Raw genomic sequence first — 25,157 nt, forward strand, 5'->3', positions numbered from 1 at the left:
AGTCACGCGACCGGGGCCGCGCAATACCAAGGACTGCGTAAACATGTAAGATTTGTGAAAGGATGTGTTCACGAAAACGCCTCAAAATCCGGCAGATTTTTCTGCACCTGCGACACGGAGGGGTCGTCTAGAGGAGATTCTTCGTCACATCCCGCAAATCACTGATCCCAAGTTGGCCCATATTCGCCTCCAAATCCTTGGAGAGAATCTCCAAGAGATGGGCAGGGCCCCGGCTTCCCAATGCGGCCAACGCATGGTGAAAACCGCTTCCCATAAAGACAAAATCGGCTCCAAGTGCGATTGCGCGCAAAATATCGAGACCGGTCTCAACGCCGCTGTCCAGAATGATGGGCAGGTCGCAAGCTGCGCGAATTTTTGGCAGCACATCTATTGTTGCAGGTGCAGCATCAAATTGGCGTCCGGCGTGGTTGGAAATCCAAATAGCGTCCACTCCGGCCTCTTTGAGGCGCGTGGCGTCCTCAGCGCGCATGACGCCCTTAACGACCAATTTGCCGGGCCAATGCTCTCTCAGCCAATGGAAGTAATCCCAATCAGGTGAGGTGCGCAGCAAGTATCCTGCATGGGCCGTGGAGCTGAGACCCGTCACATTGCCTGCATACTCATCAATCAGGCGCATCCGCGGCATGCCCCGCTGCGCCATTCCCAAGGCCCATGTCGGGCGCATCGCCACCTGCGCCAGCAACCTTGGTGTCAATCTGGGCGGTGTCGTGAGGCCGGAGCGCACCTGCCGTTCGCGCCGACTGGCAACCGGCACATCCACCGTAAGCACCAATGTGGTGTATCCGGCCTCCCCGACCCGCTTCAGCATGTCTTTGCGAATCCCTTCATCGCGCGGCGGATAAAGCTGAAACCAGCCGTTCCCATTCAAATGCGGAGCGACCTCTTCAGGTGTCTGCGTGGCCACTGTCGACAAGCAATAGGGAATTTGCGCCTTGGTCGCGGCCTGCGCCAGCAGCCTTTCTGCGTCGGGCCACATAAGACCTGACATACCCACAGGCGCTACCCCGACCGGCAGCGCATATGTCTGGCCCATCAGTGTCGTTTTCAAAGAGGGCGCTATCTCACCATGTAGAATCGACGGCATGAGCTGTACCGCATCAAACTGAGCACGGTTGCGATGCTTGGTACGCTCCTTCCCCGTCGCACTGTCCAAGTACTCCCAAACAAACTTGGGCAAACGCTGTTTTGCGCGTTTCTTCAGGTCACTCAGGGCTGGGTATCTGGCATGTAAGTCCATGATATTTGTGTCTGACGTCTCCACTCAAAAGTCCAGAACAACCTGTGAAAGAAACTGCGTTTCGCCTTTGGAACATAAGCGGAACAGACCTTTTGCATCCTGCCGCTTTGCGGTAAGTTGGCACCATGAGCAGTTTTGACGAATTTGACGCCTTTGAAGGCGCGTCGCTTTCGGCGCGCGCGATGATGGCGCGCGGCGGTGCCCGCCGCGTACCCAGCGAAGATTACCTTAAAGGTTTGAACACCGCGCAACGGGATGCCGTATTGCACATTGATGGCCCGTTACTTTTGCTGGCCGGCGCTGGTACAGGTAAAACAAGAGCGCTAATCTCTCGCATCGCGAATTTGCTCTTCACTGGAGCAGCCCAGTCGAACGAAATATTAGCAGTCACATTTACCAACAAGGCTGCGCGCGAAATGAAGGATCGGATCGCCGAGTATCCAGTCAACCTTCAAGACGGCATGCCTTGGATGGGAACTTTTCATTCCATTTGCGTTAAGTTGCTAAGACGTCATGCGGAGCTGATCAGCGCCCCAACTGCCGATCATTCGAATAATAAAGCGGTGAATTTTGGTGACACCGCATTTGACCAAGGTTCCGTTCCAAATCCAAATTTGGAAAAACCTGTAGAAACACGTGATCTGCACCTGAAGTCGAATTTTACCATTCTAGATACCGACGACCAAATCCGGCTTCTAAAACAGCTGATAAAGATCAACAATCTAGACGAAAAACGATGGCCCCCAAGGCTACTAGCAGGCCTCATTGACGAGTGGAAAAATAAAGCACTGACACCCGAAAAACTGTCGCTGTCTGAAGCGGCAAAGTTCAACAACATTGGGGGTGAACTATACGCTCAGTATCAGCGCCGACTACTGGAACTAAACGCAGTCGATTTTGGCGACCTCATCCTCCACATGGTCACAATTTTCCAGAGCTACCCCGATGTTTTGGCAAGATACCAAAGATGGTTCCGATACATTCTAGTCGACGAGTATCAAGACACCAACGTTGCGCAATATCTCTGGCTTCGGCTACTGGCCCAAGAACACAAGAACATCTGTTGCGTAGGCGACGACGACCAGTCGATCTACGGGTGGCGTGGTGCGGAAGTCGACAACATTCTGAACTTTGAAAAACACTTTCCCGGCGCGCATGTGGTGCGACTGGAGCAGAATTACCGCTCAACCGGCAATATTCTGGCCGCAGCGTCCAACGTGATCCGCGGCAATGAAAACCGCCTTGGAAAGGAACTTTGGACCGAAGCCGACATGGGCGAAAAGGTGCGCCTGATCGGCCATTGGGACGGCGACGAAGAGGCGCGCTGGGTTGGTGAAGAAGTGGAAGCCATGCAGCGCGGCACACGTGGCAGCGCCCCAAAGTCGTTGGAGGACATGGCGATTCTCGTGCGAGCCTCCCATCAGATGCGCGCCTTTGAAGACCGCTTCCTGACCATCGGCCTGCCCTACCGCGTGATTGGTGGCCCGCGATTCTATGAGCGATTGGAGATTCGCGATGCCATGGCCTATTTCCGGCTGGTGGTCAGCCCGGAGGATGATCTGGCCTTTGAGCGCATTGTGAACACCCCCAAACGTGGGCTTGGCAATGTGGCGCAGCAAAAGATCCAGACCTGCGCCCGTGCCAATGGGGTGAGCCTCGTGGAGGGCGCCCGTATCCTACTGGAAGAAAAGGGCATTGGCGGCAAAGGTGCGAAGGAACTTGGCATCCTGCTGGAGGGGCTTGATCGTTGGCGGCGACAAGGCACCCCACCTCAGGTGGAAGTTGCCTTAGACGATGACGCGGTGATTGATGACGGCGCCACCCAGACCGCAATGCGCCTGCAAGAGGGGCATACGGAACTGAGCCACGTGGAACTGGCGCAGGTGATTCTGGATGAATCAGGCTACACCGCGATGTGGCAAAATGACAAAACACCCGAGGCGCCGGGGCGCTTGGAAAACCTCAAGGAACTGGTCAAGGCACTGGAAAGCTTTGACAACCTTCAGGGCTTTCTGGAGCACGTCAGCCTGATCATGGACAATGAAAGCGAGGATGCGGAGCAGAAGATCTCGATCATGACTCTGCACGCCGCCAAAGGCTTGGAATTCCCAGCTGTTTTCCTGCCCGGCTGGGAGGATGGGCTGTTCCCGTCGCAACGCTCCATGGACGAAAACGGCCTCAAGGGCTTGGAGGAAGAGCGACGGCTGGCCTATGTGGGAATCACCCGTGCGGAGGAAATTTGCACGATTTCCTTTGCCGGCAATCGCCGTGTGTTTGGCCAATGGCAAAGCCAGATGCCCTCGCGCTTTATCGATGAGCTGTCTGACGAGAATGTCGAAGTGCTGACCCCACCCGGGCTTTATGGGCACAGCGGCAATACACGGGACAGCGGCGGGTTTGGCACCTCAGGGCTTGAGCAATCGGCCATGCGGGCTGACGGCTACAACTCTCCGGGCTGGAAGCGCCTGCAATCACGCTCGGGTCAGTATGGCACAAGCCAGCCGAAAGAGACCAAAGCCTCCGCCATCGACATGCAAGCCATCTCAAGCTTTATGGTTGGCGATCGCGTGTTCCACCAAAAGTTCGGCTATGGCCATGTGGCTGATATCGAAGGCGACAAGCTGACCGTGGATTTTGAGAAAGCGGGGCAGAAGAAGGTTGTGGCGCGGTTTGTTTCCGCACCAAACGACATCCCGTTCTGACCACGTGTTGGCAGGCGGCCCCCGCCATTGACAGGGCCGCGCACGCGCCATTGAGTGGGCATCAGACAGGAGGATGCACATGATTTTCTATGATTGCAGCACAGCGCCCAGCCCACGCCGGGCCAGAATGTTCATTGCGGAAAAAAGACTTAGCGTCGAGACACGGCAAGTGGATCTGCGCAATGATGCCCACCGAGCGCCGGAGTTTTTGGCGATCAACCCCTGGGGTACGGTGCCTGTTCTGGTGACAGACAGCGGGCAAAGCCTCACCGAGAACATCGCGATCGCCACCTATCTGGAAGCGGCGCATCCGGAGCCGCCTTTGATGGGACGGACGCCAGAGGAAAAGGGGGCGGTGTCGATGTGGAATGCGGTGTGTGAGTTTCATGCCGGGCTCTCCATTGCCGAAGCATTGCGCAACGCCACCCCTGCGCTGAAGGGGCGTGCGCTGCCCGGTGCGGTAGACTATGAGCAGATCCCAGAACTCGCGGCGCGCGGCGCAAAGCGGTTGGGGTTGTTTTATGAGACGCTGGAAACCCGCCTGCAGGACAGCCCATGGCTCGCTGGCGATGCCTTCACCCTGGCGGACATCACGGCCTTTGTGTTCTGCGATTTTGCCCGAATCGTGAAACTCTCTCCTCCGGTAGAGAACACGGCGACACAGGCCTGGTATGCCAAGGTGCAAGCAAGGCCCAGTGCGGCGCTCTGAAATCGCCCTCAAGACAAAAACATCCAAGCGCCCTCAGGGGCGCTTTTTTCATGCCTTACAATGCTTTGAAGGGAGAATGCAGCGGCGACATCAGGGAGGAGGAGAGATGTCGCCGCGCTTCACACAAAACGCTCAGGGAGGAGGAGAGAGCGCCTTGATACCGGTGAGCCGCGTGGCTCGAATTTCGAGGCGGCAGCACCAGGGAGGAGGAGAGGTGCTGCCGCTCTAGTCACAAGCGCCCTCAGGGAGGAGGAGAGAGAGTGCTTGATCTCGCTGGGCTATCGGAGCCCGAATTTTGTGGCGACGACGCCAGGGAGGAGGAGAGGCGCCGTCGCTATGTTCAAGTCCCTCCAGGGAGGAGGAGAGGAGAGACTTGAGCTCTTCGGACCATTTGGTCCGTTGTTCGCCGCGACGATACCAGGGAGGAGGAGAGGCATCGTCGCAGAATTGGAAAGCCTGAGGGAGGAGATGGCTTCCCGAAACTATTTAAGCGTCTTGGCTGGCATCGATGGCCAGACGACGGATCATGGAACGGCTCAGACCGAGGTCGTTCAGTTCACGATCAGACAGCGCGCTCAACTCGTTATAAGTCTCGCGGTAAACGCGGTATTGGCGCAGGCGCTCTGCCAAGTTTGCGATAAAAGCCGAAAAGCCAGAAGCCTTAGGGGCTGCCACCGGGGCGCTGTTTGCTGCATATGCCATAATCGTTACTCTTGCGTTTGAGTGTGTTCGTTCGCTTGTGGAGTTTATATGGGAGCATGCTGCAGATGCACAATAGACAGGTCCGCAATGCAGTTATGCGCGGACGGAATATCAGACGCCACGTCACGAACCGCCGCACAAGAATTGTGCAAATCGCCGAAAACCTTGAAGAAATATGAAGGTTTTACTACATGATCAAAATCATAAGTGCCTGCATTGTGCACTTGCAGCATAGGAGTTCAGCATGCCAGTGACCAAAGCAGATGTGCAGGCCGTATTGTCAAAAATTGCCTTACCGGACGGGAGCGATCTGGTGTCGCGCGATTTTTTGCGGGCCCTTGTGATTGACGGTGAGTCGGTGCGTTTTGTTCTTGAAGCGCCCAACGCAGATATAGCACGGATGATGGAACCGTTGCGCAAAGCCGCGGAAGCGTCCGTTGCACAGCTGCCCGGCGTGTCGCAAGTGCAGGTGGCGCTGACCGCGCATGAGGCCTCCCCTGCCCCAAAACAAGCCGCACCGAATCTCAAGATCGGGGGGCACCCCAAACCACAGGCGGGTCCGATGAAAGTGGCCGGTGTGAAGCGCATTCTGGCGGTGGGGTCCGGCAAGGGCGGCGTGGGCAAATCCACCGTCTCCTCCAACCTCGCCGTGGCGCTGGCCAAACAGGGGCGCAAGGTGGGCTTGCTGGATGCAGATATCTACGGCCCAAGCCAGCCCCGTATGATGGGGGTCAACAAACGCCCGGCCAGCCCGGACGGGAAGACCATTATTCCCCTGCACGCCCATGGGGTTACCATCATGTCGCTCGGCTTTATGCTGGAGGAAGACAAACCCGTGGTCTGGCGCGGGCCGATGTTGATGGGCGCGCTGCAGCAGATGCTGACACAGGTGCAATGGGGCGAGCTGGATGTGCTGATCGTGGATCTGCCGCCGGGCACTGGGGATGTGCAGCTGACGCTGTGCCAGAAAACTGAACTGACCGGTGCCATTGTGGTGAGCACGCCGCAGGATGTCGCCCTGTTGGACGCGCGCAAGGCGCTTGGCATGTTTGATCAATTGAAGACGCCGGTGCTGGGACTCATTGAAAACATGAGCCTTTTCCACTGTCCGAACTGTGGGCATGAGGCCCATATCTTTGGCCATGGTGGTGTGGCCGCAGAGGCGGAGAAACTGGGTGTGCCGCTGCTGGGCGCGCTGCCGATTGATCTGGACACCCGGTTGGCCGGAGACGGTGGCACCCCGATTGCGGCCGGGGAAAGCGATATGGCCAAGGCCTATGGTCAGATCGCAGAGGGCCTTGTGAAAGGTGGGATGGCCTGAGTCATCCCTACCCCACACTAAGCCCCAAGACTCGGCCCACACGCTCAGCTCATGACCTCACCAATCATGATCTGGGGCTGCACATTGGTGAAATTCGGAATGTCCGCCATCACCGGGCCGGCTGCGCCCATGGCGGCATCCATAGCCGCTTGATCTTCAAAGAGAATCGTCGCGATGGCGTGAAACGGGCTGGGCACATTGGGCCCACCTGCAAGCCCCTTGCTGGCCTGCGCGGAGACCATATGCGGCCCATATGCTCGCCAACCAGATCCAAATGTGTGCTGGCATAATATGCGTGGTCAAATGTGGTGCCTTCCCCAACCGGATAGAGCACCTGCAGTGAAACAGCCATAACAACCTCCCAATGTTCAACTGTGTCGCCCCAGCCTAGCGTCTGCGCGCGACTCGGCGAGCGTCTTGTTGGGGCATTAACGTTTTGGGACGCGGCGGAAGGCGCAAAACATCAACGTCGGTATTGCGTCTGTATCGCGGCTGCATTGCGGAGGTGCAATTTTTGACCCTTTGGAAAAACGCCCGCCTTAATGGCCCGCGCGCCGCAACGTGGTGCAGGGCAACGCGAATCGGGTCGATCAGACGCTAGGATTTTGAGTGGCCACCGTGCGGGCCAGAAAATCGCTGAGCTCCGCATAAAGCGTCTTGCGCTCCTCCTCGGACAGGAAGCTGCCAATCTCCACCGTGCGGCCGTTGCCTGACAAAGTCACATAATGGGGCACGGGGCCGCCATGCACATGCATGTCGGCACGCGCCCAATAGACATTGCAGGACCACTCCTGCACCGCGCCACGGGCCGGTTTGTGGCTAAGCGAGAGCGTATCTGCGCGCAGCGACAGCGCCTCAAACACATCACCGTCCTTGTAGGACCTTTGCAAACCAAACCAGAGCGCGCCGACCACCAGCAGGATGAAGGGCAGCAGGCCCCAGAACAGCACCGTGCCAATCAGCCCATAGAGGGGGATGGTGCCTGCGGTGAAGGCAAAGAGCACCATGGCCGCGAATCCCCGGCGCGGCAGGGAGCGGTGCGGCCAGAGGGTGAGCACCGGTTGATCGGGCGCGGCGGGGTCTGTCCAGCGGTGGGGCATCAGCGGGGGCCTTTGGGTTGCAGGGGCCAGCCCCTCTTGCCCTGCGGGCAATTCACCCCGGGATATTGAGGGAATGAGAAGCTTGTGGTTGGGAGACTCATCGCGGGCGGGGTCTCACTTCATGCCTTTGCCGCAGGCCAGCAGGACATAGCGGCCCAGAACGGTGGGATCATTTGGGGTGTAACGCGCATGCGCGAATCCGGCACCTTCCAAAATTTCGAGGTATTCCGAGGGATCAAGGCTGCCGTGATAGACAGGCTCCCCCGCCACCCTGCCTGCGACCTCGCCTTCGCCGTGTCCCACTGTCAGCAACAGGTTGCCGCCCGGGCGGAGCAGAGAGAGCATCTTTGGGAGTGCCACGCGCTGTTCTTCCGGGCTGAGATGAAAGAAAGCGTCCCAGCTTAGGAGGACGTCAAAGCCTTCTTCAAGCGTCAGCGCGCGCATGTCCATCACATGGAAGGTGGCCGCCGGCACATTGCTCTGAGCAAGGGTGATCATGGCGGGGCTTGCATCAATGCCGGTGACACGATGGCCCAGCGCCACCAGATGCGCCGCAAGCGGGCGACCAGCGCCGCAGCCAAGATCCAGCACATCCGCCGGCTGGGGCAGGCCCGCCATGACCTTCGCCAGCCAATCGGCTTCGCGCAGGGACAGATCGCGCTGAGCATCCCAATGGGCGGCATTGCGGTCATAGACCGCGTGCATGTTGGCTTTGACGGTTGAGAGATCTTGGGGGCTGGGCATCGCGGGGATCTGGTATGTATGGCGGCGCGGATAGAAAAGGCCCCGGAGCGGATGCGCCGGGGCCTCTTTGGTTAGGTCAGTGCCGACGCCATGTTAGTGGCTGTGGCCTTTGTCCCAGTCTTCCTGCTTTGGCAGGATTTCAAAGGTGTGCTCTGGCGGCGGGCTCGGGAGGGTCCATTCCAGAGTGTCTGCGTATTCGTTCCAGTAGTTGTTCTCGGTCACTTTCGCGCCGCGGAACAGGGAGTAGAACACCACACCGAAGAAGAACAGGAAGGAGGCAAAGGACAGGAACGCGCCGTAGGAGCTGATCTTGTTCCAATATGCAAAGGCTTCCGGATAGTCGATGTAGCGACGTGGCATGCCCTGACGCCCCAAGAAGTGCTGTGGGAAGAAGGTCAGGTTGGCGCCGATGAAGAACAGCCAAAAGTGCAGCTTGCCCGCCCATTCAGGGTACTGACGGCCGGTCATTTTGCCGAAGTAGAAGTAAATCCCGGCAAAGATCGCAAAGACCGCACCCAAGCTCATCACGTAGTGGAAGTGCGCCACCACGTAGTAGGTGTCGTGGTAGTAGCGGTCCACCGAGGCCTGCGACAGCACGATGCCGGTCACGCCGCCCAGGGTGAAGAGGAAGAGGAAACCCAGCGCCCAGAGCATCGGGGTTTTGAACTCGATTGAGCCGCCCCACATGGTCGCAATCCAGCTGAAGATCTTCACACCGGTTGGCACCGCGATCACCATGGTGGCGAGCATGAAGTAGGACTGCTGTGTCAGGGACATGCCCACGGTGTACATGTGGTGTGCCCAGACAACGAAGCCCAGCGCGCCGATGGCGATGATCGCCCAGACCATTGGCAGATAGCCAAAGACCGGCTTACGCGAGAAGGTGGCAATCACGTGAGAGATAATGCCAAAGCCCGGCAGGATCACGATGTACACCTCCGGGTGGCCGAAGAACCACAGGATGTGCTGATAGAGGATCGGGTCGCCGCCGCCTGCTGGATCAAAGAAGGTGGTGCCGAAGTTCCGGTCGGTGAGCAGCATGGTGATTGCGCCTGCCAGAACCGGCAGCGCCAGAAGGATCAGCCATGCGGTGACAAAGATCGACCAGCTGAACAGCGGCACTTTGAAGAGCGTCATGCCCGGGGCACGCATGTTCAGGAAGGTGGTGATCATGTTGATCGCACCGAGGATCGAGGAGGCACCAGAGACGTGCACCGCGAAGATCGCGAGGTCCATGGACATGCCGCCTTCGCCGGTGGAGAGCGGTGGATAGAGCACCCAGCCCACACCGGAGCCAAGCTGGTCATTGCCGCCCGGGGCCAGCATGGAGGCCACACCCAGCGATGTGCCGGCCACATAGAGCCAGAAGCTGAGGTTGTTCATGCGCGGGAAGGCCATATCCGGTGCACCGATCTGCAGCGGCATGAAGTAGTTGCCAAAGCCGCCAAACAGCGCCGGAATCACCACGAAGAACATCATCAGGACGCCGTGGTAGGTGATCAGCACGTTCCAGAGGTGGCCGTTTGGTGTACAGGGTCCGTCTCCTCCTCCAAGGAAACGTGCGCCTTCCAGACACATATACTGTACGCCGGGCTCCATGAGCTCCATGCGCATCAGAACGGTGAAGAAGACCGCGATAAAGCCGGCCAGCGCCGAAACGATCAGATAAAGCAGACCAATGTCTTTGTGGTTGGTGGACATGAACCACCGGGTAAAGAACCCTCTATCGTCATGGTGCTCGTGGCCTTGTAGGGCTGCGTCTGCCATGCCGCTCCTCCTGTTGTATTATTAGAGTGTGCGGAATCTCGCTGAAACCGCCGTCACCGCAGTTGTAGAACCCCGCAGGCGGTGTCGCAACTTTCCTATTTGACATAGATCAAAATAAATTGTCGCACCCTAGCCCGGCGATCCGGCGGCAAAATTCCGGTCTGGTCCAAGAAAACAGTGGTTTTTGAGGCGCGCTGCGCGAAGACTGGCACAATCAAAAGACGACAAAAACGCTTTGCAAGCGGGGACCGCGCCATGACACGTGCCGAGAAATTTTCCAAGTTTTGCCAATTACATAGCCGCGAAGGTGCCTTTGTGATGCCCAATCCATGGGATGCGGGCACGGCGCGGCTGTTTGCGGATGTGGGTTTTGAGGCGCTGGCGACCACCAGTGCGGGCTGCGCGGTGTCGGCCGGATTGCGCGATGGCACCGCCGCAGTCACGCGGGCGCGGCTTTTGCAGAACGCGCGCGAGATTGTGGCGGCAACCGCGTTGCCGGTCTCTGCTGATCTGGAGGATGGATTCGGCCTCACGCCCGAGACCTGTGCGGAGACCATAGAGATGGCCGTTGAGGTGGGGCTCGTGGGAGGCTCGATTGAGGATGCGACCGGCGGGCCGGAGGGCGGCGTGCATGAGATCGCGCTGGCGGCAGAGCGGGTGCGCGCGGCGGCAGAGGCGGCCAAGGGGCGGCACTTCCTGCTGACCGGTCGAGCAGAGAATTACCTATGGGGCCGTCCCGACCTCAAAGATACGATTGCGCGGCTGCAGGCCTATGAGGAGGCCGGTGCGGATGTGCTGTATGCGCCGGGGTTGCCGGATCTGGAGGCGATCCGCACGGTTTGCGCCGAGGTGGGCAAGCCTGTAAATGTGGTCATGGGGCTGCGCCCGCCGTTTTATTCGGTGCAGGATCTGGCGGAGGCGGGGGTGAAGCGGATCAGCGTGGGCGGCTCGCTGGTGCGGCTGGCGTATGAGACCTTGCAGAAAGCCACGGCAGAGATTTTGCGCACGGGACGGTTTGATTATGCAGAGGGTTTGATGCCGGGGGCGGAGTTGATGGGCCTCATGCGGGATGCGCCGCTTGAGCAGCGGGACGGGTAAGCGCAGGCACGAAGCCCCTGCCCACCCACCCCATGGTCAGCGCCGTTTGGAAAAACTGCTGTCAGCCTTGCCCTTGTGGCAACGTGGAATGGCAGGGAAGGTCTCGGTCAGGAAATAGGCGTAGGTGCCGTTTGGATATTCCGCCGTTTTGACAACAGCACCGTTGCATTCATCCAGACCGCCGGCGCCTGCGACATAGGTGTAGTCCTGCACAAAGGTGCCGTCATGTTTGCCACCGGGACCGCCTGATCGGGCGCCGGATTTGAGACGATAAGAGCTTGTCATCTCGACCACTTTTCCGTTCACGGGTGCGGTGATCGCATAGATCGGAAAGCCGTCAGCCGCATAGCCGATCAGCGGGGACGCGGCTTTGGAAGACCAGCCAAGGCTCTGCAAAAGGCCAATTGGCAAGCCGTGATAGTGGTACGCCCCTGTGGGCTGCACATGCGCGTAGTTGGCATCCAGACCAAGGGGCACCGCGCCGCCCAATGCCTCATATTGCCAGCCGGAGCGGCGGTTGCCCTGCCAGAACTCGGCGGCGCCGGGATCAAATGGCACGCCATTCACTGCGACGCCAAACAGGTTCCTCTCGTTGTAGGTGGCGCGGGAGCTGGCTTTGGGGGCCAAGGACACCGTGAAGCGATAGTTTTGTGCCCTGATGCTGTGCGGATTGCCGCGATTGGGGAAGCGGCCAACCTTATGCGCCGGTATGCCATTGGCAGCGATCACACGGCGGTTTCCCTCGGTGATGATCGAGATTTGATTGCGCCCAGCAGATTGATTGGCCCGCGCCAGAGACAGCGGCTCTGTGCTTGTTGCGGTATGTTTGCGCATTGGCGGGCGGCCCTGCGCTTCGCAATATGCAGCGCCGCCGATAAAAATGGTCATGGCCAACAAAGCCATCTTTAGATTCTCAAGTTGCGTTGGTCTGACCATGCCGATGCCCTTTGTTCCTGTGGTGCGATTTAGAGTTTCACCACCACCGGCCCATGTCCTGCGTCGCCAAAATCCAGCATCAAAGTAAAAATGCCCGGAACGGGACCGGAGAACTGCAACGCAAGCGGCATATCTTCCAAAGCCCCTGACGGTATTTGGGCCCAATAGGCGTTGAGCACTTCTGCGCCCTCAACACTTATGTCTTTCAGCATTGCGGTGTGGGTGCCCTTGTTCAGCATTGTCAGCAGGAGATGTACGGTATTGTCGCGACGTTTAATGACTTCGACACTGACAGATACCTGAGATGCGCCATGACCTTCATGTGCGAAGGCAAATCCTGGCGTGGCCAAAAGGCCCAAGATAAAATTACGTTTCTTCATAGGTTAACTGTGTGCCGACCGGAGGTGGAATTTTAAACTGAAACGTCGTGGGATTTGGATTCCGTCGCGAAAATGAACTTTTTTTGTCACAGGTGCATTTTCCACTTGCAGCCTTCGGTGAGTCTTTATATTCCACGCCTCACCCAAGGATGCGGGCGTAGCTCAGGGGTAGAGCATAACCTTGCCAAGGTTAGGGTCGTGAGTTCGAATCTCATCGCCCGCTCCAATTTCTCCCAATCGGGAGTGCTGAAGAAGGCGCGGATTTATCCGCGCCTTTTCGCGTTTCCGGGTCAAATTTTCGCAAAATCACCGCCTGAAAAATTATCTGCGCCGCGGCGCATTTTTCTCACTTTTTGCTCTTGCAGTCCCCCGGTGGGATCGCTAAATCACGGCCATCCAAACGGTGCGGGCGTAGCTCAGGGGTAGAGCATAACCTTGCCAAGGTTAGGGTCGGGCGTTCGAATCGCCTCGCCCGCTCCAATTGGACAGCCAAAAAGGCGCGAAGGTTTTTCCTTCGCGCCTTTTGCTTTTCAAACCCTCATAGATTTACGGCGCGAGCGCGCGGGCCAGCTGGTTCTGACGCACAATGGCGCTTTGCAGATCAATCGTGGTGATCTGGCCATCGCGCACAATCTGGCGCCCCTCAACAAAGAGATCGCGCACGGTGGTCGGCCCGGCCAGTAGAATCGCCGCCGGATCCCAGCTGCCCGCGCTTTCGATGCCGGACACATCCCAGAGCGCGAGATCGGCGCGTTTGCCCACGGCGATCTGGCCACAATCCGGACGGCCCAGCACCTCTGCCCCGCCGCGCGTGGCAATTTCCAGCGCTTCGCGCGCACTCATCGCGTCCGCACCATTGGCGACACGCTGCAGCAACATGGCCTGACGCGCCTCAAGCACCAGATTGCCCGCATCGTTTGAGGCGGAACCATCGACGCCAAGACCAACCGGTACGCCAGCGTCGCGCATGGCGCGCACTGGTGCAATGCCACTGCCAAGGCGACAGTTGGAACACGGGCAATGGGCCACACCGGTTTTGGTACGGGCAAAGAGCGCGATTTCCGAAGCGTCCAACTTCACACAATGGGCGTGCCAGACATCTTCGCCGACCCAGCCAAGCTCCTCGGCGTATTGCCCCGGACGGCAGCCGAAGTTTTCCAGTGAATAGGCGATGTCTTCTTCGTTTTCGGCCAGATGGGTGTGCAGCATCACGCCTTTGTCGCGCGCGAGCAGCGCCGCATCGCGCATCAGCTCGCGACTGACCGAGAAAGGCGAACACGGGGCCACGCCGACGCGCAGCATACTGCCCTCGGCAGCGTCATGGTGGGTGTCGATCAGGCGAATGGCGTCTTTGAGAATGGTGTCTTCGCGCTCCACCAGCGCATCGGGCGGCAAGCCGCCGTCGCTTTCGCCAATGCTCATGGCGCCCCGTGTGGGGTGAAAGCGCATCCCAAGGCTTTGCGCGGCGGCGATGGTGTCATCCAGACGTGCGCCATTGGGGTAGAGATAAAGATGATCGGAGGTCAGGGTGCAGCCCGACAGGGCCAGCTCGGCCAGACCGATTTGCGCGGAGACATACATCTCCTCAGGGCCAAAGCGGGACCAGATCGGATAGAGCGTTTTGAGCCAGCCAAAAAGCAGCGCATCCTGCCCACCCGGCACGGCGCGGGTGAGGGTCTGGTAAAGATGGTGGTGGGTGTTCACGAGGCCCGGTGTGATCACGCAGTCCTGGGCAAAAACCACCTCTTCCCCGTCAGCGGCTACAAGATCGGGGCCGATCTCAGAAACCACCCCATCCTGAATACGAATGTCCTGCCCCGCCAGCTCGCGGCGGGCATCATCCATCGTCAGGATGGTCTGGGCAGATTTGATCAAATAGCGGCTGTTTGCCGACATGTGCACACTCCCTTGGCCATTTCAGTGGCCCGATTCGGTGCAAGGTCTGAGGCATGGCGACAGAAAGCGGGCAAAGGACTCGTCATGCGCCACGACCCTAACGGCTGTGGCGCACCGGTTTCAAGCCTGAGAAAGCAAGCGAGAGGTGACGCCGCAGCGTCAGCCTGCTGACAAGAGCGCAAGCGCCTGTTCGTGCAGCACTTTATTGGAGGCCGCGAGCACCTGACCACCCTCATGCGCAGGGCCACCCTGCCAGTTTGTGACGATGCCCCCTGCGGCCTCGATCACCGCAATCGGCCCCTGAATGTCATAGGCATTTAGGCCCGCCTCAATCACCAGATCAACCTGACCGGCGGCCAGCAGCGCATAAGCGTAGCAATCCATGCCGTAGCGGGTGAGCTTGACCTCAGGCACCACACGCTCAAAGGCGGCGCGCTCAGCCGGGGTGCCCACTTCGGGGAAGGTGGTGAAAAGGATCGCCTCTGACAGCGCAGCGGTCGCGCGGGTTTTCAGCGGGGTGGCGCCATGCGGGCCATGGGCTTCGGCGACACCAAAGCCGCCTTTGAAGCGCTCCCCGATATAGGGTTGATCGACAATGCCAAAGATCGGGCCGGTTTCGTCAGACACGGCGATCAGCACCCCCCATGTGGGCGTGCCGGAGATAAACCCGCGGGTGCCGTCAATCGGATCCAGCACCCAGGTCAGATCGCTGGTGCCGGATTTCTCGCCAAATTCCTCGCCCAAGATCGCATCCTGCGGACGCATCTGCGCAAGAACAGACCGCATGGCCTCTTCGGCCGCGCGGTCCGCTACAGTGACCGGGTCAAACCCGCCATCCAACTTGTTGTCCGCAGTGAGGGCGTGATGCCGAAAATGGGGAAGAATAGCCCGTCTTGCGGCATCGGCCATGGCATCTGCCACGGCCATCAACTGCGTTTGGTCCTGTGGGGTCATTTGGGTCTTGCCTCCGCCCTGAATTCGCCCATTGGCTAACTCAGAGCGGGACCGGACTCAAGCGACGTCGCTGAGAACGCGCGCCAGCTCGAACAGGCGGCGGCGCTGGTTCTCCGGAATGGCGTAGTAGCTGCGGATCAGATCCAGCGCTTCTTTGTCTGCCATGATGTCGGAAGGAACGGATTGAGTGGTGCCGTCCTCTTTGTCTGTTTCCAAGCCTTCGAAGAAAAAGCTCACAGGCACATCAAGTGCATCCGAGATGTCCCAAAGACGAGACGCGCTGACGCGGTTGGCGCCCGTTTCGTACTTCTGGATCTGCTGGAACTTGATACCAACCTGCTCGGCCAGCTGCTGCTGGGTCATCCCCGTCAGCCAGCGACGCTGCCGTATCTTCTTACCAACATGCACATCCACCGGGTGTGTCATGACTCGTCTCCTTCGAATAAAATTGCCAAGCCACAGACAATCCCTGAGCGGAAGCTCAGACGCGGCTCCAGTTAAATAGTGCAACTATCGCGCATCCCATTCGCGATTGTTTAAGCTTAACAGTTTTCCCCTTATAATCAAGGGATAGAATGTGTTGGTCTCCTAAACATAAAGGCGAACGGATGCCCAAAGGGGTAGGTCCATTCGGATAGGTATGGTGGTAAAATACTCTCATTACGTGATGTTTCATTCCAAATTACCCGTTTCCCAGCGTCAGCTTTGACTTGATTGTGAACCCATGTGAATGCTCGCCAAACAGAGGAGAAGAGACATGCGCGCCTTTCAGGTAGTTTCCCACGACACCGCCCCCCGTTTGGTGGACTTGCCCACGCCGGAACCCGCAGCCGGGCAGATTCGGGTGAAGATCCGCGCCTGCGCTCTGAACTTCGGCGATCTCCTTATGATCAAGGGCACCTATCAGGCAACGCCGCCGGTGCCTTTCACCCTTGGCATGGAAGTCGCTGGCGTGGTCGATGCGCTTGGCCCGGACACCAAAGGCCCTGCAATTGGCACACGTGTGCTGGTGTTTGGCGGCAGCGGCGGATTGGCGGAGTTTGGCGTTTATGATGCGGCCAGCGCGGTGCCAATCCCGGATATGATGAGCTTTGAGGACGCGGCGGCCTTCCCTGTGGCCTATGGCACAAGCCATGTGGCGCTGGATTACCGCGCGCGCCTGCAGCCCGGTGAGAACCTGCTGGTGCTGGGCGCGGCGGGCGGCGTTGGCCTGACGGCGGTGGAGCTTGGCAAGCTGATGGGCGCCAATGTGATTGCCTGTGCGCGCGGCGCGGACAAGCTCGCGGTGGCGCAAAAGGCCGGGGCGGATCACCTGATTGATGCCACCGATGCGGACATTCGCGCGGAGGTCAAAGCGCTGGGTGGGGCTGATGTGGTTTATGATCCCGTGGGCGGCGAACAATTCAAAGCAGCCTTCCGCGCCTGCCGACCAGAAGCGCGCCTGTTGCCGATCGGCTTTGCATCCGGTGACATTCCACAGATCCCGGCTAACCACCTGCTGGTGAAAAACCTCACGGTGATGGGGCTCTATTGGGGCGGGTATCTGGCATTTAGACCAGAGGTGATTGTTGGCAGCATGAAAACCCTGTTTGGCTGGTACGGGGAAGGCAAGCTGTCCCCGCATGTGAGCCATGTTCTGCCGCTTGAGGAATCGGCAGAAGCTTATGAGCTGCTGCGCAGCCGTAAATCCACCGGCAAGGTGGTGGTGGCCATCAACTGACCACCCCAAGTCGCACAGGGGGCTCCGCCTGCGCATGCATGGGCTGGAACCCTTTGCGAATAAGATTAGCCAATTGGGCGATGACGTCGCCCTTGGCCTGATCCGCCCCATACATATTGATGTGCTGCTCTCCGAGATCGGGCAGCGATCCGCCGTGGTCGATCACCTCCAAATGGCGCGGCTCAGTGCCAAGCAACATCTCCCCAATCCCCAGATCAGCGGTGATTGTCGCCTCAACGGTGCGATCAGAATCTGTCTCAAGCGCCGAGTCCCACTCAATCCCCGCACGGTCCAGCGCCGCAATGGCGCGCGGACGGAAGAGGCAGTGGCGGGCAGAGGCAAACTGAATGGGGCGGCGGCGCCAGCTTGCCCCGCCGGGCGCACCGATCCAGACCAAAGGCAGGGTGCAGAGCCCCTCTGCTCCGTCCGGCGTGCTGGATTCCGTGGTCAGGATCAGATCAATCTCGCCCTTCTCAAACATCTGCTTGAGCTCAAGCGTGTAGGAGGAGACCAGATTGACCTTCACACGTGGAAAGGCGCTGCTGAATTGCTGCATCACGCGCGGAATGGCCGGGTAGACAATGTCGTGCGGCACGCCAAGCGTCACCGTGCCCTCAAATTCATCATGGGACAGGCGGCGCATGATTTCATCATTCAATGTCACCATCCGGCGGGCATAGCCAAGCATCTGCTCCCCGTCCGGCGTCAGCGCGATCCCGCGGCCTGAGCGATCCAGCAAGGCAACACCGATCAACTCTTCAAGGCGCTTGAGCTGCATCGACACCGCCGATTGCGTGAGATGCAGAAAGCCTGCGGCCTTGGTGACGCCGCCCATATCGGCCACAGCCACAAAACTGCGCAACGTGGTTACATCAAGATTTCGCATGCCATTCCCCCTATAAATCACGGATTTCGATATATCATCAGAATCTGTGATGCAATACCTCACAAACATTCGCTTTCAAGATATACCCCGCCTCCCATATACATCAAGTAATTTGATGCAGAGCACGAAATCAATCGCAATTTAAGAAAGGATCGACTCAATGGCCTTCATCACCACCTCCGCAGCTGCCTCCGGCACATCCAAATCCCTTTTCTCCCGCGTCGCGAAAGTGTTTGCCGTGCGCCGTCAGCGCCGCCAGCTTGCGCAGCTCGACAAAGCCGCGCTGTTTGACATGGGGCTGACCGAAGCCGATGTGCAGGCAGAGCTGAAACGGTCGGCTTGGGATGTGCCCGCGCATTGGAAAGGCTGACCTTTAGACCGACACCGACAACATCTGGCACCCTTTGGGCCTTGCCCCATTTCGCCAGATCCGCCCCTCACACGAGGCGCATCATCACAACGCTGTGAGCGCAAAACAGCCCCGTGCTTTGCGCTCACAGAGGCTAACCTCCGCCAGCTAGGACCGAATCCATGCTCAAGGCGGAAAGCACGTCACGCAGGCCAGCAAACCGCAGGCCCCGCTTATTAAAAAAGCACCGCAAAAATGCGTCGGATTTCCGCGTCTCTGACACCGGAAATCCTTGAATTCGCTTCAATGCTCACCGATATTTAGTACGGACATCCCGGCAACAGCCGTTGTGGGGAGGGAACGTATTATTCGGAGGCTGAGATGGCTGAATTTGAAACACTGCGCGGCGCTGTTGGCGCACGTTCAGCGGAAATTGACGCGGGCCTGCGCGCCCATATGAACAAAGTCTACGGCACGATGTCCGTGGGCATGCTGATCACCTTTGCCGCGGCATGGGCCATTTCCGGCCTGGCCGTGACCACGGATCCGTCCGGTGCGACTGCGCAGATCAGCGCTGACAAATATCTGACCTCTTTTGGTTACGCGATCTATGGCTCCCCGCTGAAGTGGGTGATCATGTTTGCGCCGCTGCTGTTTGTCTTTGGCTTTGGCGCCGCGATCAACCGCATGTCCGCCTCTGCGGCACAGCTGGTGTTCTACGTATTCGCAGCCGTGATGGGTCTGTCGATCAGCTCGATCTTCCTGGTGTTCACCGGCGAATCCATCATTCAGGTCTTCCTGATCACCGCCATCGCCTTTGCTGGCCTGTCGCTCTATGGCTACACCACAAAGCGTGACCTTGGCCCAATCGGCACCTTCCTGATCATGGGTCTGATCGGCCTGATCATCGCGTCCATCGTGAACATCTTTCTGGCGTCTTCCGCCATGGCGTTTGCGATCTCCGTGATCGGCGTTTTGATCTTTGCTGGCCTGACCGCCTATGACACGCAGAACATCAAGAACACCTACCTCGCACACGCCCACCACGGCGACAGCGAGTGGCTGAGCAAATCCGCCATCATGGGGTCCCTGAGCCTGTATCTGAACTTCATCAACATGTTCATGATGCTGCTGCAGCTGTTCGGCAACCGCGAGTAAGCCGAGCGACAGTTCAAAATGAAGGGCCGGTCACAGCGACCGGCCCTTTTCTTTTGCCCGAAGATGATCGCGCTTTATGCCAGCGCAGGGTCCGCCAGTGTACGGGTCATCTGGATGGCGGGGAAATGCACGCCCGGCGCCAGCGTAAGCTCAATCTCAGCGGCCTCCTGAAAGCCCATAGAGGCGTAGAAATCGCGCGCGGTATAGGTGCTGAGGCAGCTCATCTGGCGCATGCCGTGGGCCTCTGCGGAAGCGAGCGTCACGTCAATCAGCGCCCGCGCCACGCCGCGGCGTAGCCAGTCAGGCCGCGTGGCCACATGGCGCACATGACCAAGGTCGATGCCGCTGACACCCCGCGAAGGCGACAGATCGGTCCAGCCCCCTGCCCCAACGATGGCGTCGGTCTCTGCACATTCTGCAAGAAAATAGGTGCCGCAGGCCAAGAGCGATCCGCGTGCCCGCGTGATCAGGGGCAGCGCATCCTGCAACACATCGGCGCTGTAATCATTGGGCAGCAGATCCGGATAGGACTGGCCAAACAGCGCGGTCACGGCCTGACGGTCGTCAAGCGTGGCGGGGCGGATAAAGAATGGGTGGGGCATTGGGGACCCTCCTGAAGGAAACAGTTTTTTTGTTCTTTCAGGCGCGGCTCCCCTAAAGCAAAAAACCGCGCCTGGTGTGGCGCGGCTTTTGCATGTGTCTCAGAGGGGGATCTTACTTGATCTTGCCTTCTTTGTACTCGACATGCTTGCGCACCACCGGGTCGTATTTGCGTACGACCATCTTTTCGGTCATGGTACGTGCGTTTTTCTTGGTCACGTAGAAATGGCCCGTGCCCGCGGTCGAGTTCAGACGGATCTTGATGGTCGTCGGCTTCGCCATTGTGCTTCTCCTGCGCCGGGGTACAGCTACCCCGTGAAAATCTCTTGAAGCCCGCCTTTTACTGATGGTCTGGCCTGAGTCAATGGGCTTTCCCGAGAATCCTCAAAGAAAGTTGGGCTGCGCGGAAAATTCCCTCCCAGAACGGCTTTGCAGCCCGTCAACGAATGGGTAATTTCGCGCAATTACAGAGAGCGCGCGCTCTTTGATGGGGAAAGATGACATGGTTTGGTTCTGGATCGCAACAACGATTCCCGTGGTCCTGCTGGCGCTGGCCGGGATGCTCGGCGGCCTGTGGGCGGTGGCAGCACTGGTTTACATGGGCACGCTGGTGCATGTGATGGACCGTCTGGTGCGCGGCGCGGCGGCGAAGGCCGGTGCGGACGGTGAATTCCCCTCAGGCCTGCGACTGTCCCTGCTGCTGGGTGTGCTGCATTTTCCCCTGATGGCCATTGGCGTTGCCGCGCTGGCCGGGATCACGGATTTGAGCCATGGCGCCAGGATCTGTGTCTTCATTGCCTTTGGGCTGTTCTTTGGACAGGTCAGCAACGCCAACGCCCATGAGCTGATCCACAAGCCTGCGCGGCTGCCGCGTCTGATTGGCATGTGGGTCTATATCTCGCTGCTGTTTGGGCATCACACGTCAGCCCACACCAAGGTGCATCACGTCTGGGTGGCCACCAACAAAGACCCCAATTCGGCGCGCGATGGCGAGAGCTTTTATCACTTCTGGCCGCGCGCCTGGCTGGGCTCTTTCCGGGCCGGGCTGCGGGCGGAGACCGACATGCGCGCCAGAGCCAAAGGCCGCGCCAAGGGGATGCACCCCTATGTGGCCTATGTGGCGGGTGGCGCGCTGATGCTGGCTTTGGCGGCGATCTATGCCGGCCCCAAGGGGGCGATCGCCTATGTTGGGCTGGCGAGTTACAGCACCATGCAGCTTTTGCTGTCTGATTATGTGCAGCACTACGGCCTGCGCCGCGCCAAGAGGGCCAATGGCAAGCCCGAGCCCGTGGGGCCGCAGCACAGCTGGAATGCGCCGCAGCTCTACACCTCGGCTCTGATGCTCAATGCGCCGCGCCATTCCGATCACCATATGACCCCGACACGCGATTATCCGGCGCTGCGGCTCGACCGCCACGAAATGCCCATCCTGCCGCACTCTCTGCCGCTGATGGCCACGCTGGCGCTTTGGCCGCGCATGTGGCGGCGGGTAATGGACCCGCGCGTGGCAAAACTGCGCGCAACACGGCATTGAGACTGGATTGGGCAGCGGTTGTCAGGCAGCATTGCTTTCATGAAACGCCTTGCCCTGATCGCCACCGCCTTCTCCCTTGCACTGCCCCACCCCGCGCAGGCGCAAAGCGCCATGTCAGGCGCGGAATTTGAAGCCTATGTCACCGGCAAGACGCTGTTCTTTGAGGCGGACGGGCAGCGCTATGGCGTGGAGGAATACCTGCCCAACCGCCGTGTGCGCTGGTCCTTTCTGGACGGGCAATGCAAAGAGGGAGAGTGGTTTGAGCAGGGCGCGCAGATCTGCTTTGTCTATGAGGACAATCCCAGCCCGCAATGCTGGAGCTTTTTTGAAAGCGCGCGCGGGCTGACCGCCACGTTTGAGAATGAGCCAAATGGCACGGTGCTCTATGAGATCGACCCGGCAGCGGGTGAAGAGATGCTGTGCCTTGGCCCGGAGGTGGGTGTGTAGTGTTTAAAACAAGCTGCCCTGCTCCGGCGTGTCAGGCTTCTTGGGTTTTGGCTTGGCCGCAGCTTTTGGCACGGGTTTGACCGGCTCAGCCGCTGTTGCGGATGTGGGCGCTGCAGTCCCCTCGCCCACGGTGACACGCCCGTCTGCAAACTCGATCTCAAGCGATTTAGCCGCACTGGCGGCGGCGGAGGTTTTCACCAGTGCCCCATCGCCGCGCACCACGGCATAGCCGCGCTCAAGTGTGGCGGTGTAGCTCAGGGTTTCGCGCATGCGATCCAGCGAGGCCAGACGGTCCTTCAGGGTTTGCACCTGACGAGTGCCTGCATCGGTCAGGCGGCGCGACAGCTCAGTGACTTTCTCACGGCGGCGGGTGATGTCGCGCTGCAAGCCCACCGGCGTGAGGCGGTCGGCACGGCGGCCCAGCGCTTCGCGGCGGTTTTCGATCATGCGGGTCAGGGTGGAGGCGCGCAGGCTGCCGGATTTCTCAGACAGCGTCACGCGGCGGGTCTGTACACCGGCTTGCAGCGCGCGGGGCAATGCGTCTGCCGCCGCATCCAGCCGCTGGCGCGGGGTTTGCAGCAGCATATCGGCACGCGGCAGAGCGCGGGAGAGATCGCGCAGGCGTTGATCGCGTTGGCGCAGGCCTTGCTCCAGCCCGCGTGTCAGCCGTGCGCCCTGCTCCTCAACCCAAGCCAACAGCTCCAGCCGCACAGGCACAGCAAGTTCGGCGGCGGCGGTCGGCGTGGGCGCGCGTTTGTCAGACACAAAGTCGATCAGCGTCGTATCCGTTTCGTGGCCCACGGCGGAGATCAGCGGAATGTCAGAATCTGCGGCGGCGCGGGCCACCACCTCTTCGTTGAAGCCCCAGAGGTCTTCGATACTGCCCCCGCCCCGCGCAACGATAATCAGGTCGGGGCGTGGCATGGCACCACCGGGGGTGAGCTTGTTGAAGCCCTCAATCGCGTTGGCAACCTGCGGCGCGCATTGCTCGCCCTGCACGGCAACCGGCCAGATCAGCACCTTGCGCGGGAAACGATCGCGCAGACGGTGGAGAATGTCGCGGATCACCGCGCCACTGGGCGAAGTCACCACGCCAATGATTTCTGGCAGATAAGGCAGCGGCTTTTTGCGCTCAGGTGCAAACAGGCCCTCGGCCTGTAGCATCGCCTTGCGCTTTTCCAGCATCGCCATGAGCGCGCCAACGCCCGCAGGCTTCAGATCCTCGATCACCAACTGGTATTTGGATTGGCCCGGAAAGGTGGTGAGCCGCCCGGTGGCGACCACTTCCATGCCTTCTTCGGGCCGGGTGGAGATGCGCGCGGCGACGCCTTTCCACATCACGGCGGCAATCACCGAGCGGTCGTCTTTCAGATCAAGATAGACATGGCCTGAGCGGGGAAAAGACACGCGGCCAATCTCGCCTTTGATGCGGACATGGGCGAACTCGCCCTCGATCATGCGTTTGATCGCGCCGGAGAGCTCTGAGACGCTGAATTCCGGGGCGTTTTCGCCTTCTCTTGGATCGTCGATGAGGTCAGACATGGGGCGGCGGCTCAGTTCTCTTGTTTCCTGCGTCGACGCACCTTAGAACGCCCCAAAGCGAAGGCCAAGCGGAAGGCGGCGACATGAACATTCTTATTCTCGGCAGCGGCGGACGTGAACATGCGTTGGCATGGGCAGTGATGCAGAACCCGAAGTGTGACAAGCTGATTGTGGCGCCGGGGAATGCCGGGATTGCACAGATCGCCGATTGTGCGGATTTTGACACCGAAGACGGTGGCGCGGTGGCGGATTTTGTGGCGCAGAATGCGATTGATTTTGTGATCATCGGCCCGGAAGCGCCGTTGGCCGCAGGCGTTGCGGATCGTCTACGCGAAGCGGGTGTGCTGGTGTTTGGCCCCTCCCAAGCGGCGGCGAAGCTCGAAGCCTCCAAGAGCTTCACCAAAGAGATTTGTGATGCGGCGCAGGCTCCGACGGCGGGCTATGGCCATTTCACCGATGCCGAGGCCGCCAAAGCCTATATCCGCGAACAGGGCGCGCCGATTGTGGTGAAGGCCGATGGGCTTGCTGCCGGCAAAGGCGTGATCGTCGCAATGGACGAGCAAACCGCGCTGGACGCGGTAGACGATATGTTTGGCGGTGCCTTTGGTGGCGCAGGCGCGGAAGTGGTGATCGAAGAGTTCATGGAGGGCGAAGAGGCCTCCTTCTTCATCCTGTGTGACGGCAAGACCGCACTGCCGGTGGGCACCGCGCAGGACCACAAGCGCGTTGGCGAAGGCGACACCGGGCCGAACACGGGCGGCATGGGCGCTTACTCCCCCGCGCCGGTTCTGTCTGATGAGATCGCCCAAAAGGCGCTGGATGAGATCATTCAGCCAACCATTGATGAGATGGCCAAGCGCGGCACGCCGTATCAGGGCGTGCTGTATGCGGGCTTGATGATCAAGGACGGCCAGCCGCGTCTGGTGGAATACAATGTGCGCTTTGGCGATCCGGAGTGTCAGGTGCTGATGATGCGCCTTGGCGGGCAGGCGCTGGACCTGATGCATGCGGCAGCTGAAGAGCGCCTGCATGAAGCGCAGGTGAACTGGGCGGATGACCATGCAATCACCGTGGTGATGGCGGCCAATGGCTATCCCGGCTCTTATGAAAAAGGTTCGGTGATTGGCGGGCTTGAGGCGCTGACCTCTGACAGCAAGAACATGGTGTTTCACGCAGGCACCACCAAAGCGGATGGGCAGATCACCGCAACCGGTGGCCGCGTGCTGAACGTGACCGCGCGCGGGGCAAGCCTGCAGGAAGCGCGGGATCGGGCCTATGCCATGGTGGATGGCATCAACTGGCCCGGTGGGTTCTTCCGCAAGGATATCGGCTGGCGCGCGCTGTAAGCGCGGGC

The 25,157-nt window shown here is 59.5% G+C and carries 25 protein-coding genes and 2 tRNA genes; 12 read left to right on the forward strand and 15 right to left on the reverse strand.

Annotation, left to right across the window (positions count from 1 at the left end):
- Positions 1–127: 127 nt before the first annotated feature.
- Positions 128–1,258, reverse strand: a complete 1,131-nt coding sequence (locus tag J7400_RS16390) for an alpha-hydroxy acid oxidase (protein WP_209065163.1) — start codon at positions 1,256–1,258, stop codon at positions 128–130.
- A 125-nt stretch (positions 1,259–1,383) separates the two neighbouring features.
- On the opposite strand from J7400_RS16390, the gene J7400_RS16395 reads away from it, so the two are divergent.
- Together J7400_RS16395 and J7400_RS16400 are read left to right on the forward strand one after the other, a co-directional pair.
- Complete coding sequence (locus J7400_RS16395; RefSeq protein WP_209065164.1) at positions 1,384–3,960, forward strand: UvrD-helicase domain-containing protein; 2,577 nt, start codon at positions 1,384–1,386, stop codon at positions 3,958–3,960.
- Between the two features lie 79 nt (positions 3,961–4,039).
- The gene (locus J7400_RS16400; protein ID WP_209065165.1) at positions 4,040–4,669 is read left to right on the forward strand and encodes a glutathione S-transferase; all 630 of its coding nucleotides are present in this window, start codon (positions 4,040–4,042) and stop codon (positions 4,667–4,669) included.
- 486 nt (positions 4,670–5,155) lie between these two features.
- Here J7400_RS16400 and J7400_RS16405 read toward each other — a convergent pair whose 3' ends face one another.
- Positions 5,156–5,371, reverse strand: a complete 216-nt coding sequence (locus tag J7400_RS16405) for a DUF1127 domain-containing protein (RefSeq protein WP_209065166.1) — start codon at positions 5,369–5,371, stop codon at positions 5,156–5,158.
- A gap of 244 nt (positions 5,372–5,615) precedes the next feature.
- Between J7400_RS16405 and J7400_RS16410 the strand changes: the two genes are divergently transcribed.
- Entirely contained in the window at positions 5,616–6,692 is a 1,077-nt protein-coding gene (locus J7400_RS16410; RefSeq protein WP_209065167.1) for an Mrp/NBP35 family ATP-binding protein, read from the forward strand.
- Positions 6,693–6,736: 44 nt separating this feature from the next.
- On the opposite strand, the gene J7400_RS21420 is transcribed toward J7400_RS16410, so the two are convergent.
- The 4 genes from J7400_RS21420 to ctaD all read right to left on the reverse strand — a co-directional run bounded on the left by J7400_RS21420 (position 6,737) and on the right by ctaD (position 10,303).
- The gene (locus J7400_RS21420; protein ID WP_348540187.1) at positions 6,737–6,934 is read right to left on the reverse strand and encodes a hypothetical protein; all 198 of its coding nucleotides are present in this window, start codon (positions 6,932–6,934) and stop codon (positions 6,737–6,739) included.
- A gap of 348 nt (positions 6,935–7,282) precedes the next feature.
- Entirely contained in the window at positions 7,283–7,792 is a 510-nt protein-coding gene (locus J7400_RS16420; protein ID WP_209065168.1) for a DUF2244 domain-containing protein, read from the reverse strand.
- Positions 7,793–7,906: 114 nt separating this feature from the next.
- Positions 7,907–8,536, reverse strand: coding sequence for a class I SAM-dependent methyltransferase (locus tag J7400_RS16425; protein WP_209065169.1), 630 nt, complete (start codon positions 8,534–8,536; stop codon positions 7,907–7,909).
- Positions 8,537–8,629: 93 nt separating this feature from the next.
- Positions 8,630–10,303: a cytochrome c oxidase subunit I gene (gene ctaD, locus J7400_RS16430; protein ID WP_209065170.1), complete on the reverse strand. Its 1,674-nt coding sequence runs from the start codon at positions 10,301–10,303 to the stop codon at positions 8,630–8,632.
- A gap of 255 nt (positions 10,304–10,558) precedes the next feature.
- On the opposite strand from ctaD, the gene J7400_RS16435 reads away from it, so the two are divergent.
- The gene (locus J7400_RS16435; protein ID WP_209065171.1) at positions 10,559–11,401 is read left to right on the forward strand and encodes an isocitrate lyase/phosphoenolpyruvate mutase family protein; all 843 of its coding nucleotides are present in this window, start codon (positions 10,559–10,561) and stop codon (positions 11,399–11,401) included.
- Positions 11,402–11,437: 36 nt separating this feature from the next.
- On the opposite strand, the gene J7400_RS16440 is transcribed toward J7400_RS16435, so the two are convergent.
- The gene (locus tag J7400_RS16440; protein ID WP_209065172.1) at positions 11,438–12,289 is read right to left on the reverse strand and encodes a YHYH protein; all 852 of its coding nucleotides are present in this window, start codon (positions 12,287–12,289) and stop codon (positions 11,438–11,440) included.
- Positions 12,290–12,366: 77 nt separating this feature from the next.
- Positions 12,367–12,717: a hypothetical protein gene (locus J7400_RS16445; RefSeq protein ID WP_209065173.1), complete on the reverse strand. Its 351-nt coding sequence runs from the start codon at positions 12,715–12,717 to the stop codon at positions 12,367–12,369.
- Between the two features lie 151 nt (positions 12,718–12,868).
- On the opposite strand from J7400_RS16445, the gene J7400_RS16450 reads away from it, so the two are divergent.
- Positions 12,869–12,943, forward strand: a tRNA-Gly gene (locus tag J7400_RS16450).
- A gap of 179 nt (positions 12,944–13,122) precedes the next feature.
- Positions 13,123–13,197: transfer RNA gene (locus J7400_RS16455), tRNA-Gly, on the forward strand.
- 66 nt (positions 13,198–13,263) lie between these two features.
- Here J7400_RS16455 and J7400_RS16460 read toward each other — a convergent pair.
- The 3 genes from J7400_RS16460 to J7400_RS16470 form a co-directional block, all read right to left on the reverse strand.
- Positions 13,264–14,613, reverse strand: coding sequence for an 8-oxoguanine deaminase (locus tag J7400_RS16460; protein WP_209065174.1), 1,350 nt, complete (start codon positions 14,611–14,613; stop codon positions 13,264–13,266).
- Between the two features lie 159 nt (positions 14,614–14,772).
- Positions 14,773–15,567 (reverse strand): histidinol-phosphatase, encoded by a 795-nt coding sequence (gene hisN, locus J7400_RS16465; protein ID WP_209065175.1) that lies wholly within the window; start codon positions 15,565–15,567, stop codon positions 14,773–14,775.
- A gap of 57 nt (positions 15,568–15,624) precedes the next feature.
- A complete protein-coding gene (locus tag J7400_RS16470; RefSeq protein WP_209065176.1) occupies positions 15,625–15,993 on the reverse strand; it encodes a helix-turn-helix transcriptional regulator in 369 nt (122 codons plus the stop codon).
- Positions 15,994–16,324: 331 nt separating this feature from the next.
- Here J7400_RS16470 and J7400_RS16475 point away from each other — a divergent pair, with 331 nt between their 5' ends.
- Complete coding sequence (locus J7400_RS16475) at positions 16,325–17,287, forward strand: NADPH:quinone oxidoreductase family protein (protein ID WP_209065177.1); 963 nt, start codon at positions 16,325–16,327, stop codon at positions 17,285–17,287.
- Here J7400_RS16475 and J7400_RS16480 read toward each other — a convergent pair.
- Positions 17,280–18,173, reverse strand: coding sequence for a LysR family transcriptional regulator (locus J7400_RS16480; protein WP_209065178.1), 894 nt, complete (start codon positions 18,171–18,173; stop codon positions 17,280–17,282). The two genes, J7400_RS16475 and J7400_RS16480, sit on opposite strands and share 8 nt — an antisense overlap.
- A 160-nt stretch (positions 18,174–18,333) precedes the next feature.
- Here J7400_RS16480 and J7400_RS16485 point away from each other — a divergent pair, with 160 nt between their 5' ends.
- Both J7400_RS16485 and J7400_RS16490 read left to right on the forward strand, forming a co-directional pair.
- The gene (locus J7400_RS16485; protein WP_209065179.1) at positions 18,334–18,543 is read left to right on the forward strand and encodes a DUF1127 domain-containing protein; all 210 of its coding nucleotides are present in this window, start codon (positions 18,334–18,336) and stop codon (positions 18,541–18,543) included.
- A 360-nt stretch (positions 18,544–18,903) separates the two neighbouring features.
- The gene (locus tag J7400_RS16490; RefSeq protein WP_209065180.1) at positions 18,904–19,680 is read left to right on the forward strand and encodes a Bax inhibitor-1/YccA family protein; all 777 of its coding nucleotides are present in this window, start codon (positions 18,904–18,906) and stop codon (positions 19,678–19,680) included.
- Between the two features lie 74 nt (positions 19,681–19,754).
- Here J7400_RS16490 and J7400_RS16495 read toward each other — a convergent pair whose 3' ends face one another.
- On the reverse strand, positions 19,755–20,282 hold the full coding sequence (locus J7400_RS16495) for a GNAT family N-acetyltransferase (protein ID WP_209065181.1): 528 nt from the start codon (positions 20,280–20,282) through the stop codon (positions 19,755–19,757).
- Positions 20,283–20,394: 112 nt separating this feature from the next.
- Positions 20,395–20,562 carry a 50S ribosomal protein L33 gene (gene rpmG, locus J7400_RS16500; protein WP_007814563.1) on the reverse strand — a complete coding sequence of 56 codons (168 nt, stop codon included), beginning with the start codon at positions 20,560–20,562 and terminating at the stop codon, positions 20,395–20,397.
- Positions 20,563–20,782: 220 nt separating this feature from the next.
- On the opposite strand from rpmG, the gene J7400_RS16505 reads away from it, so the two are divergent.
- On the forward strand, positions 20,783–21,814 hold the full coding sequence (locus tag J7400_RS16505; protein WP_209065182.1) for an alkane 1-monooxygenase: 1,032 nt from the start codon (positions 20,783–20,785) through the stop codon (positions 21,812–21,814).
- A 39-nt stretch (positions 21,815–21,853) separates the two neighbouring features.
- Positions 21,854–22,261: a hypothetical protein gene (locus J7400_RS16510; RefSeq protein WP_209065183.1), complete on the forward strand. Its 408-nt coding sequence runs from the start codon at positions 21,854–21,856 to the stop codon at positions 22,259–22,261.
- A 3-nt stretch (positions 22,262–22,264) separates the two neighbouring features.
- Here J7400_RS16510 and xseA read toward each other — a convergent pair whose 3' ends face one another.
- Complete coding sequence (gene xseA, locus J7400_RS16515; protein ID WP_209065184.1) at positions 22,265–23,803, reverse strand: exodeoxyribonuclease VII large subunit; 1,539 nt, start codon at positions 23,801–23,803, stop codon at positions 22,265–22,267.
- 83 nt (positions 23,804–23,886) lie between these two features.
- On the opposite strand from xseA, the gene purD reads away from it, so the two are divergent.
- Positions 23,887–25,149, forward strand: a complete 1,263-nt coding sequence (purD, locus tag J7400_RS16520; RefSeq protein WP_209065185.1) for a phosphoribosylamine--glycine ligase — start codon at positions 23,887–23,889, stop codon at positions 25,147–25,149.
- Positions 25,150–25,157: the final 8 nt, after the last annotated feature.

Origin of the sequence: Shimia sp. R9_2 (assembly GCF_017743735.1) — a bacterium.
Taxonomy (GTDB): domain Bacteria; phylum Pseudomonadota; class Alphaproteobacteria; order Rhodobacterales; family Rhodobacteraceae; genus Shimia.